A 12,239-nucleotide genomic window follows, 5' to 3' on the forward strand; every position below is an offset into this window, starting at 1 on the left:
TTTTAAAAATCACCAATAAGTCTTAGCCAAAGTCCACCGATTACCATGTAAATAAATAACATTATTAATCCGGTGATTAAGCCTTTGACCCACCAGCTTTTTAAATCTACATAGCCGCTCCCAAAGTAAACGGGTGCCGGACCATGACCATAATGCGTTAAAGTTCCGTAAATTGAACCTATAAAACCAAGCATAAAAGCTAAAAGCAATCCCGGAATTCCAAGGGAAACTCCTACGCCCAACAATGCTGCATACATAGCAGCGACGTGAGCCGTTGCACTCGCAAAAAGATAATGGCTAAAAAAGTATACTAATATTATTATCGGAAAAGCCATTTGCCAGCTTAATCCGCCAATTTCTGCTTTTACGACATTACTAAACCAGCCTATAAAACCCAATTCATTGAGCGAACTCGCCATCATTACCAAAACGGCGAACCAGACAATGGTGTCCCACGCTCCCTTTTCGGCTTTTACATCGTCCCAGGTTAAAACTGATGTTAGTAACAAAACTACCAAACCTATAAATGCCGTTGTTGTTGCATCTATAGAAAACAAATCGCCTGTCATCCATAGAAATAATAAAATAAAGAAAGTCAATAGCATCAGCCATTCGTTACGGGTTATTGGTCCCATTTCTTTCAGTTTTTGAGAAGCTATTTCCGGGGCATCTCCGGTTTTTTTAAGTTCGGGCGGATAAATTTTATACAACACCAACGGAATCACAAAAAATGAAACCAATCCGGGAACTATTGCCGCCGCCGCCCAGGACATCCAGGTAATTTTAATTCCTAAATTCAGAGCAAATTTTTGGCACATTGGGTTACTTGCCGTTCCGGTTAAAAACATTGAGGAAGCGATTAAGTTCGCATTGTAACTGCTTAGCGTTAAATAAGATCCCAATTTCCGATGCGTTTCGGGCTGATCCGGCATTGAACCAAAACTCATTGCCATCGATTTCATTATCGGATAAATAATTCCTCCTCCCCTTGCGGTATTACTTGGTACAGCGGGAGCCAAAACCAAATCTGCCAAACCTAAACCGTAAGCCAAACCCAGAGAGCTTTTTCCGAATATTTTTATGAATAAAAAAGCAATCCTGTTTCCTAATCCTGTTTTGATAAACCCTCTGGCAATGAAAAATGAAATTCCGATTAACCAAATCACTTTATCTCCAAAGCCTTTCAATGCCAGTGTTATCGATTTTCCCGGATCGCCCGGTGACAGCACTTGCGATAAAGCGGTTAGTGCTATTGCAATCATACACATCGTTCCCATTGGAGCTGCTTTGAGAATGATTCCCAGAATTGTTGCCACAAAAATGGCAAACAAATGCCAGGCTTCAATAACAACTCCATTTGGTGCAGGAATTAACCAAATTGCAATTCCAACAACAAGCGTAATAATGGTTTGGGGAATTTTTACTTCTTTCATAACTATGGAGATTAAATTAAACTACAGCCTGCACTGAAATTGTATAATAAATAAGTTATTATCGTAGGTTGATGTATCCGGAATATTTCGATCGAAATCATCAATTTGCAATCCCATTTCTATTCTTCCCGTGTACGCTTTTCCAAATTCGAGACTAATCATGGGCGTATAAGTCTGTCTGACATTGGAATCAACTTTATAATTTGAATCGAATGATTCATAACGACAAGAAAATTCTAAGGCAGTTAATTTTTTATAATTCACTACATATCTTAAATTGGGAAGAAAATAAATCCCGCGCATTTGATAATCGTCAACATTGGGAGTTCTGTTCGCAACAGGCAATGAAAAATATAAATTAGAATTCGTTCCCTGCTTGTATTCAATCTGCAGATCAAAAGTAAATTTGTCTGTCAGTTTAAAATCACTTGTAATATCAGCTCCAAAAGCAAAAACTTTCTCTTTAAAAACTTTTCCGATACCACTATTTAAACCCAAATTGATTTTATGTTTTTTTGAAAGTCCAAAAACCAGTCTTGAAGAATATTGTTTGCCGTTATCTTTATCCGTTTCCTGATTTTTCCCGTTTCCATTTAAAACAGAAAATGCATAATCTACAGGAACTTTACCAATTTCAAACGCTCCGCTTGCAGAAGCTCCTATTTGAAAGCTCGTCCAGCCATTTTTTCCAAATTCGTAATATTGATTAGAGAAATCAAATGATTTTATAATATCAACCGGAACCAATTCTTCAATACCAAAAGCCGGTCGAAATTGACCTCCCGTTAAAGCAATATATTTATTGAAGGTGTATTTTGCGTAAGCGTTTTCTAATACTTTCCCTTTAGAATCTGATTTAAAATCGGCAAGATTGACCAGAATTACCACTTCTGTGGCTTCACTTAATTTGGTATTTACACCAACACGCATTCGTTTAATATCAAACGAACTTTGGATAGCCTCACCTGTAGTATGATGGACACCCATAACATCTACATTTTCACCAAAACTTTCTAAGTATCTGGCCTGTAAAAGTCCCTTAAATTGAAACTGAGGATATTTTATGCTACTTTCAGAATCCTCAGAAGTTTGAGCATTCATCAAAAATGGTAGAAAGTAGACAAGAGTAATTCCTATAAGTAAAGATTTTTTCATAGCCTGTACAAATAAAATTAGTTTCCGGAATCAATATCAAAACCAATTTTTACTTTACAGCAAAAAAAGCTAACTGCTTATAAATCAAATATTAAATATAGTGCTAATGTAATAAAAAAAGAAATACCTTACAAAATAATTGCGTTAAAATTAAATTGAATCAAAAAAAGCACAAGAATCAACTTGTGCTTTTCGTTATATCTGAACTGAAAATTATTTTTCGATTTCTCTCATCGAATCCATTTTCTTGTGTGCTAAGAAACCGGCAACATCTTCAAAATGTTCTTTCACTCGTTTGTTTCCAAATTCGAAAACCTTTGTTGCTAAACCGTCAAGGAAATCACGATCGTGAGAAACCAGGATTAAAGTTCCGTCAAAATCACGAAGTGCGTCTTTAATAATATCTTTTGTCTTCATATCAAGGTGATTTGAAGGCTCATCCAGAATTAATAAGTTAACCGGTTCCAGTAATAATTTTATCATTGCTAAACGCGTTTTTTCTCCTCCTGAAAGTACTTTTACTTTTTTGGTAATATCATCGCCCTGAAACATAAAGGCTCCAAGAATATTTTTGATTTGAGTTCGAACATCTCCAACAGCAATGTTATCAATAGTTTCGAAAATGGTAGCATTTTCATCTAATAATGAAGCCTGGTTTTGAGCAAAATACCCAATTTGAGAATTATGACCAATTTCAACACTTCCTTCATCAATGCCAATTTCTTTCATTATGGCTTTGATCATAGTCGATTTTCCTTCTCCATTTTTACCAACGAAAGCTACTTTTTGACCTCTTTCGATCACGATATTAGCATCTTTAAAAACGACATGATCTCCGTAAGATTTCGTTAGATCTTTCACCACAACAGGATATTGCCCTGAACGTGCAGCCGGTGGGAATTTTAATTTTAATGCTGAATTATCTACTTCATCAACCTGTACAATAACAAGTTTTTCCAGCATTTTAACTCGGGATTGAACGGCATCTGTTTTAGAAAATGTTCCTTTAAAACGGTCAATAAACGCTCTGTTATCAGCAATCATTCTTTGTTGTTCATCGTATGCTTTTTGCTGGTGTACACGACGGTCTTTTCTTAGTTCTAAGTAGTGAGAGTATTTTGCTTTGTAATCGTAAATTCTTCCCATTGTAACTTCAATAGTACGATTTGTAATATTATCTACAAATGCTCTATCGTGCGAAATTACCACAACTGCTTTTGCTGAATTTATCAAAAACTCTTCTAACCATTGAATACTTTCAATATCCATGTGATTGGTTGGCTCATCCAGTAAAATCAAATCCGGTTTTTGCAATAAAATTTTAGCCAATTCGATACGCATTCTCCATCCTCCTGAAAATTCTGAAGTCTGGCGTGTAAAATCTTCACGTTCAAAACCTAAACCAATTAATATTTTTTCAACTTCAGCTTCGTAATTTACTTCTTCGATAGCATAAAATTTCTCGCTTAAGTCTGAAACTCTTTCGATTAATTTCATGTAAGCATCACTTTCATAATCTGTACGAACGGTTAATTGTTCGTTGATTTCATCAATTTCGGCTTTCATTTTAAAAATCTCACCAAAAGCTTTTGATGCTTCTTCCATTACAGTCGATCCGTCTTTCGTCAATAAATGCTGAGGCAGATAAGCCACAACAGCATCTTTTGGAGTCGAAATGCTTCCGGTAGAAGGTTTGCTTTGACCTGCAATTATTTTTAAAAGTGTCGATTTTCCCGCACCATTTTTACCCATAAGGGCAATTTTATCATTTTCATTGATAGCAAAAGAAACATCGCTAAATAATGTAGTTCCACCAAACTGAACCGAAATATCGTTAACTGTAATCATTTAGATTTTTAGATTTTTAGACTGCTTAGATTTTTAGATCTTTCAGCATGTATTTTTGAAAGCGCAAAGATAGATTAATTAGATAATTAGGCAATTAGATTTTTAGATTATTAGACTTCTTAGATTTTTAGATTGTTGGATTTTACAGTAGACTTAAAAAAAAGCTTCACAAAAATAAATCTTGCAAAGCTTTTCGTAATCATTTCTATTATAGTCTAAGAAGTCTAACAATCTAAAAATCTAAGAAGTCTTAAAAATCAATCCTTTCTCCATTTTTTAGTTTCCTCAAAAATGTGTTCTAATATTGCTGATTCGGTTTCGTCGAATTCTACATTTCTTCGTCCCATCACTAATTTTGCAGTTTCAAAAGCTTTTTTAGTTACGTAAGTTGTAAAACCCGCTGCGCCGCCCCAAGAGAAACTCGGAACAAAACTTCTAGGAAAACCAGATCCAAAAATATTGGCACTTACTCCAACAACAGTTCCGGTATTAAACATCGTATTGATACCGCATTTACTGTGATCTCCCATCATTAAGCCACAAAACTGAAGTCCGGTTTTTGCAAAACCTTCGGTTTCGTAGCTCCATAATTTTACTTCTTCGTAGTTATTTTTCAGGTTTGAGTTGTTGCTGTCAGCTCCAATATTACACCATTCACCTAAAACAGAATCTCCAAGAAATCCGTCATGTCCTTTGTTGGAATTTTGAAATACAACCGAATTTTTAACTTCTCCTCCTATTCTTGATCCTGGCCCAACGGTTGTTGCTCCGTAAACCTTCGCATTTAGTTTTACTTGTGCATTTTCGCATAAGGCAAACGGGCCTCGAATTACGGTACCTTCCATAATTTCGGTATTCTTACCTATATATATAGGTCCTGTTGAAGCATTTAAAGTTACAAACTCTAATTTTGCTCCTTCTTCTATAAAAATATTCTCGGGTGCAATAACGTTTACACTTTTAGGAATCGGCTGTGATTTTCTATCTTCTGTCAAATAAAGAAAGTCAGCACGAATTGCTGCATCATTTTTAGAGAAAATATCCCAGGTGTGTTCTACTGTAAGAACATCTTCATTATATTGAATAATTTCATACGAATCAAAATCGACTTCTTCCTGGTTTTCAGTTGTAAAAAAAGCAATTACATCATCACCTTTAAGGATTGCCTGATTTTCTTTTAAATCAGAAACCAGTTCAGCAAGCGTATCATTTGGTAAATACGCTGCGTTTATCATTACATTTTCTTCCATTTCTACCATTGGGAATTTGGCAGACAAATAATCTTCGGTTATAGTAGTGATGGTTGAACCTAAACGCGCTTCCCATTTTTGACGAATGGTCATAATTCCGATTAAAATATCAGCGACCGGACGTGTAAAAGTAAAAGGTAATAAAGCATTCCGGACGGAACCGTCAAAAAGAATGTAGTTCATAAATTAAATTTAATATTGTTAAAATTGAGTTGGTTACCGGATTCAAAGTTACAAATATTTATGGGTTTGATTAAATTTACATTTATTGCAACTAAGAAAATAATTAACCGCAAAGCGCGAAAAGATTTTTTTATCTGATAGTATGTTCATAAACACAAAGTTCGCAAAGCTAAATAAACACAAAGCTTTGCGTCCCCAAGCTTAGGGATGCCCTTTTTAGAAAAACCCTAATAGAAAAAAACTTTGCGCACTTTGCGGATAAATTTAAAATTATGCATAAAAAAAGCCTTCCGATTGGAAGGCTTTTGTATAAATAAAAACAGCTTTTATTATTTAGCGTGTTTTGCATATTTAGTTTTGAATTTATCAATACGTCCTGCAGTATCGATAAGTTTAGATTTACCAGTATAAAAAGGGTGAGATGTTCTAGAAATCTCCATTTTTACAACTGGATACTCAACTCCGTCAACTTCAATTGTTTCTCTTGTATCTGCAGTAGATTTAGTAATAAAAACTTCGTCATTCGACATGTCTTTAAATGCAACTAATCTGTAATTTTCTGGGTGAATTCCTTTTTTCATCTTTTCTTTTATTTATTGTTTAGAGCATTTTTATTTTGAAGCTTTTTCATGGTTAGAAAAAGGTGTAAACAACTAATACTCTTTTTTGTTTAAAACTTTTAATTATTTTGAGTTTGCAAATTTACAATTCTTTTTTAATATTCAAATGTTTAGCACACTTTTTTTTAGTAAAATTCAAAAAGCTTTTTTTACGTTCGATTATATTGGGAATTGCTATATTTGTGGATTAATTTTAAAACATATAGAAATATGATTAATGAAGTTATAAAAAAGAATGGAATTACATATGGTGTGATGATCGGAATTGCATCTGCACTAATTACTGCTACAATTTATGCAGTCGATTTGAATCTATTTGTTTCATGGTGGTTTGGATTGCTTGGTTTAGCAATAAACGTAACGATATCAATCATTTTACTTTCTAAAACTAAGAAAGAATTAAACGGAATTTTTCCTTTCAAAGAAGCCTTTACCACTTACTTTATTGCAGCGGTAATTGGTATTTTAATTTCTACTATATTCAATATTGTTTTATTTAATGTTATTGATCCGGGCGCAAAAGATACTTTAAGCGAAATCATGATTAAATATACAGTTGGAATGCTGCAAAAATTTGGAACTCCGGCTTCTACAATCAATGAGACTATCGCAAAAATGAAAATAACAAATCCATATTCTACTATCGAATTAGTTAAAGGGTCTGTTTTCGCAATTGTAATCTGTGCTATTTTCGGATTAATTTTCGCGGCATTTTTTAAAAGCAAATCTACACAAGAATAAAAAATAAATGAATTTATCTATACTTATACCGCTTCTAAACGAAGAGGAATCACTTCAAGAACTCTATACCTGGATTATTAAAGTGATGGACTCTAACAATTACTCTTATGAAATCATTTTTGTAGATGATGGTAGTACAGATGATTCCTGGAATATTATTGAAGGTTTTTCTAATGAAAATTCGAATGTAAAAGGCATTCGTTTCATGAAAAACTTTGGAAAATCTCAAGCCCTTCACGCTGGTTTTGCCAAAGCGAAAGGTGACGTTATTATTACTATGGATGCCGATTTGCAGGACAGTCCGGACGAAATTCCGGGATTGTATGAAATGATTACGGCTGAAAAATTTGATTTGGTTTCGGGCTGGAAAAAGAAACGTTACGACTCTGTTGTGGCAAAAAACCTTCCTTCGAAATTATTCAATTGGGCGGCAAGAAAAACTTCCGGTGTTGAATTGAATGATTTTAACTGCGGATTAAAAGCGTATAAAAATACGGTTGTAAAAAACATTGAAGTTTCGGGCGAAATGCACCGCTATATTCCGGTTTTGGCGAAAAATGCCGGTTTTAATAAAATTGGAGAAAAAGTCGTAATTCACCAGGCTCGTAAATATGGCGAAACCAAATTTGGAATGGATCGTTTTATAAACGGTTTTCTCGATTTGATTACGATTTGGTTTTTGTCAAGATTCGGAAAAAGACCGATGCACCTATTTGGTTTATTAGGCTCTATCATGTTTTTAATTGGATTTTTACTGGCTTTATATTTGGGAATCGATAAATTATTTATTCACAAAGCCAGCAGGTTAATTACAGAAAGACCCCATTTTTATTTATCAATTACATCAATGATAATAGGAACACAATTGTTTTTAGCCGGATTTTTAGGAGAAATTATTTTGCGCACTAAAAGCAATGAAGCACGTTATAAAGTAGCCCGAGAGGTTAACTTTTAACATTTAATATAAACAATGATGTTCCTGAACCTTTCGGGAACATCATTTCTTTTTCTCAAAAACAATAAAAGATAAAGTTTTTCGATAATTATCGAGAAGCAGGATTATTCCTTAAAAATCTTATCTTTAATTAAAACATTAAAAAAACATTTACATGAATATAGCACCTAATATATTAAATGCTGTAAACGAATGGTTGACACCTACATTTGATAATGAGACACAAGCGGCTGTTAAAGAATTAATGACTACGTCACCAAAAGAACTTGAAGAAAGTTTTTATAAAAACCTGGAATTTGGAACCGGCGGAATGCGCGGTGTGATGGGCGTTGGAAACAACAGAATCAATAAATATACACTTGGAAAAAACACGCAGGGTCTTTCAGATTATTTGCATGAAGTTTTCCCAAACCAACCTTTAAAAGTTGTTATTGCTTATGATTGTCGTCATAACAGTAATACTTTGGCAAAGGTTGTAGCTGATGTTTTCTCAGCAAACGGAATTTACGTTTATTTATTTTCAGACTTACGACCAACTCCGGAATTATCTTTTGCACTTAAATACCTTGGCTGTCAATGCGGAATTGTTCTTACAGCGTCGCACAATCCACCGGAATATAACGGATACAAAGTGTACTGGCAAGATGGTGGGCAAATTGTTCCGCCGGAAGATGCAGCTATTATTAACGTAATCGAAAATCTTGATTACGATAAAATTAAATTCAACGCAAACGAAAGCCTGATTGAATATATCGATACTGAAATTGACAAAGTTTTTGTAAAATCGTCTATAGAAAATGCCAGTTTTAATACTCCGGCTGAGGCTAAAGATAATTTGCATATCGTTTTTACATCATTGCACGGAACGTCTATAAAATCTATTCCTGATACTTTATCTCAGGCGGGTTACAAAAATGTACATATCGTTCCTGAGCAAGCGGTTCCTGATGGAAATTTCCCAACGGTAAAATCTCCAAACCCGGAAGAGCCTGAAGCTTTGACTATGGCTTTGGCATTGGCTGATAAAACCAATTCTGATATTGTTGTAGGAACCGATCCTGATTGCGACCGTTTAGGCGTTGCGGTTAGAAATAACGATGGCAAAATGATTTTGCTTAACGGAAACCAAACGATGGTTTTGATGACTTCTTTTCTATTAAAACAATGGAAAAAAGCCGGCAAAATTAACGGAAAACAATTCGTTGGTTCAACTATTGTTTCTACTCCAATGATGATGGAATTAGCCACAAGTTATGGTGTTGAATGCAAAGTTGGCTTAACCGGTTTTAAATGGATTGCTAAAATGATTAAAGATTTTCCTGAACTTCAATTTATTGGCGGTGGCGAGGAAAGTTTTGGTTTTATGGTTGGTGATGCGGTTAGAGATAAAGATGCTGTTGCCGCTACATTATTAATATGTGAAGTTGCAGCGCAGGCAAAAGCTGCCGGAAGCAGTGTTTATAAAGAACTTCTTCAGCTTTATGTTGAAAATGGGTTTTATAAAGAATTCTTAGTGTCATTAACCAAAAAAGGAATGGAAGGTTTACAGGAAATTAATCAGATGATGATTGATTTGCGCGAGAATCCTTTGAAAGAAATTAACGGACAACGTGTAATTATGGTTGAAGATTATCAGTCATCAATTGCTTTGAATTTATTGTCTGGTGAAGAAACAACAATGGACATTCCGAAATCGAATGTATTGATTTATTATACCGAAGACGGTTCGAAAATTTGTGCAAGACCAAGCGGAACGGAACCAAAAATCAAATTCTACATCAGCGTTAATGCTGCATTAGAATCGGTTGAAGATTTTGATGCTGCAGAAAGTTTCTTAGACCAAAAAATACAAAATATCATTGCCGGGATGCAATTGAATTAATAAAAATGAGTGACAAACTCTTTTTAAATACATTTCAATTTTGCTCACAGCGTGTTCAAAATTGAATTTATATTATATTTGAACTCTTATTTATATTGGAAACAATGTAAATAAGAGTTTTTTTTTATAAAAATAAGCTAAAAGAAGACGAAAATAATTCAATTGGATTAATTTTGTCCAGTGAAAAATCACCAGAATAATTAGTTATCCATGCTGTCAATGATTAACAAATCAAGCATAGCGCATTTAATCAATTATCTAAAAAAAATAGTACTGGAAAAATACAATTGCAAAAGAAAAAATAACATCTACAATAAATGAATAATTTCAAAAAAATATTCCCTTTTATACTTCCATATAAAAAATATGCTTTATTAAACATTTTCTTTAATGTCCTGTATGCGCTTTTCAGTACACTTTCGTTTATGGCATTAATTCCTATGATTCAGGTTTTATTTGACAAAACTAAAAAGAATACTGTAATGCCAACTTATGAAGGAATTAGCCATATTAAAGAATATGGAGAAAACTATTTAAGTTATTATATTACAACAAATACAGATTCTCACAATCCCGGTTTTGTACTTTCAGTAATGGTTGCCATAATCATTTCGATATTCTTACTAAAAAACCTCGCCGATTATGCAGCTATGTTTTTTATTACTTTTTTACGAAATGGCGTTTTAAGAGATATGCGTAATGCGATGTATAAAAAAACATTAGAATTACCATTATCTTTTTATTCTGAAAAACGAAAAGGAGATGTTATTTCGAGAATTGCTGGTGATGTAAATGAGGTTCAGACTTCATTTTTGGCAATTTTAGAACTTATTGTAAAAGAGCCTCTAACTATCGTTTTTACTATAATTGCAATGTTAATTATTAGCGCAAAATTAACTTTGTTTGTTTTTATATTTATTCCGGTTTCAGGTTATATAATTTCATTAATCGGAAAACAACTTAAAAAGCAATCAACAAAAGCACAACAGGAACAAGGTACTTTTTTATCAACTATCGAAGAATCGATTGGTGGATTGAAAGTAGTAAAAGGATATAACTCTGAAAATTACTTCAATACTGTTTTTAGAAATTCAACCGAACGTTTTTTCAACTTATCAAATAGTATCGGGAATCGTCAGAACCTGGCTTCGCCGGCGAGTGAATTTATGGGAATTACAGTAATTGCCATATTACTTTGGTACGGAGGTCAGATGGTTTTGATTGAAAAAACATTAGACGGCGCTGCATTTATTGCCTATATGGGATTGGCTTATAATATTCTGACCCCTGCAAAAGCGATTTCTAAAGCTTCTTACGGAGTAAAAAGAGGAAATGCTGCAGCAGAACGTGTTTTGGAAATTTTAGATCAGGACAATCCAATTACCAGTAAAGTTGACGCTATCGAAAAAACAACTTTTGATAACAGTATCAACATTCAGAATATCAATTTTAAATATCAGGATGAAAACGTTTTAAAAGATTTTTCTCTTCAGGTTAAAAAAGGACAAACGGTTGCTCTTGTGGGACAATCCGGAAGTGGAAAAAGTACGATTGCCAATTTATTAACCCGTTTTTATGATGTAACCGACGGATCTATTTCTATTGATGGCATCAACATAAAAGACTTAAATCTACAGTCGCTTCGCGGTTTAATGGGATTAGTAACGCAGGATAGTATTTTGTTTAATGATACTATAAAGGCAAATATTTCATTAGGAAAACTGGACGCTACAGATGACGAAATTATTGAAGCTTTGAAAATTGCCAACGCTTATGAATTTGTTAGTGAATTACCTTTAGGAATCTACACTAATATTGGTGATAGCGGAAATAAACTTTCGGGCGGCCAAAAACAACGTTTATCGATTGCGCGTGCCGTATTGAAAAATCCTCCAATTATGATTTTAGATGAAGCTACATCTGCACTGGATACCGAAAGCGAAAAATTTGTTCAGGTTGCTTTAGAAAATATGATGCAAAACAGAACATCTATTGTAATTGCGCACCGTCTTTCGACAATTCAAAAAGCAGATTTGATTGTTGTCATGCAAAAAGGAAGAATTGTAGAACAAGGAACTCACGACGAATTAATTGCACACAGCGGAACTTACAACAAACTTGTAACTATGCAATCTTTCGAATCATAAATAAAGTTTTAGCCTTTGCCTATTT

General features: G+C 33.9%; 9 protein-coding genes. 4 read left to right on the top strand and 5 right to left on the bottom strand.

What is annotated here, in order from left to right; translation table 11 throughout:
* Positions 1-2: 2 nt before the first annotated feature.
* The 5 genes from EV143_RS19560 to EV143_RS19580 all read right to left on the bottom strand — a co-directional run bounded on the left by EV143_RS19560 (position 3) and on the right by EV143_RS19580 (position 6,450).
* Positions 3-1,433: an anion permease gene (locus EV143_RS19560; RefSeq protein ID WP_133509615.1), complete on the bottom strand. Its 1,431-nt coding sequence runs from the start codon at positions 1,431-1,433 to the stop codon at positions 3-5.
* A 21-nt stretch (positions 1,434-1,454) separates the two neighbouring features.
* Complete coding sequence (locus tag EV143_RS19565; protein WP_166638188.1) at positions 1,455-2,588, bottom strand: porin; 1,134 nt, start codon at positions 2,586-2,588, stop codon at positions 1,455-1,457.
* A 213-nt stretch (positions 2,589-2,801) separates the two neighbouring features.
* Positions 2,802-4,436 (bottom strand): ABC-F family ATP-binding cassette domain-containing protein, encoded by a 1,635-nt coding sequence (locus EV143_RS19570; protein WP_133509616.1) that lies wholly within the window; start codon positions 4,434-4,436, stop codon positions 2,802-2,804.
* A 257-nt stretch (positions 4,437-4,693) separates the two neighbouring features.
* Positions 4,694-5,869, bottom strand: a complete 1,176-nt coding sequence (locus EV143_RS19575; protein WP_133509617.1) for a GlmU family protein — start codon at positions 5,867-5,869, stop codon at positions 4,694-4,696.
* A 329-nt stretch (positions 5,870-6,198) separates the two neighbouring features.
* Positions 6,199-6,450 (bottom strand): type B 50S ribosomal protein L31, encoded by a 252-nt coding sequence (locus EV143_RS19580; protein ID WP_059116365.1) that lies wholly within the window; start codon positions 6,448-6,450, stop codon positions 6,199-6,201.
* A 249-nt stretch (positions 6,451-6,699) separates the two neighbouring features.
* Here EV143_RS19580 and EV143_RS19585 point away from each other — a divergent pair, with 249 nt between their 5' ends.
* The 4 genes from EV143_RS19585 to EV143_RS19600 all read left to right on the top strand — a co-directional run bounded on the left by EV143_RS19585 (position 6,700) and on the right by EV143_RS19600 (position 12,214).
* Complete coding sequence (locus tag EV143_RS19585) at positions 6,700-7,230, top strand: DUF4199 domain-containing protein (protein WP_133509618.1); 531 nt, start codon at positions 6,700-6,702, stop codon at positions 7,228-7,230.
* A gap of 7 nt (positions 7,231-7,237) precedes the next feature.
* The gene (locus tag EV143_RS19590) at positions 7,238-8,185 is read left to right on the top strand and encodes a glycosyltransferase family 2 protein (protein WP_133509619.1); all 948 of its coding nucleotides are present in this window, start codon (positions 7,238-7,240) and stop codon (positions 8,183-8,185) included.
* 154 nt (positions 8,186-8,339) lie between these two features.
* Entirely contained in the window at positions 8,340-10,067 is a 1,728-nt protein-coding gene (locus EV143_RS19595) for a phospho-sugar mutase (protein ID WP_133509620.1), read from the top strand.
* A gap of 317 nt (positions 10,068-10,384) precedes the next feature.
* Positions 10,385-12,214: an ABC transporter ATP-binding protein gene (locus tag EV143_RS19600; RefSeq protein WP_133509621.1), complete on the top strand. Its 1,830-nt coding sequence runs from the start codon at positions 10,385-10,387 to the stop codon at positions 12,212-12,214.
* Positions 12,215-12,239 lie beyond the last annotated feature (25 nt).

It is taken from the genome of Flavobacterium chryseum (genome assembly GCF_004362015.1).
In the GTDB taxonomy this organism is placed as follows: domain Bacteria; phylum Bacteroidota; class Bacteroidia; order Flavobacteriales; family Flavobacteriaceae; genus Flavobacterium.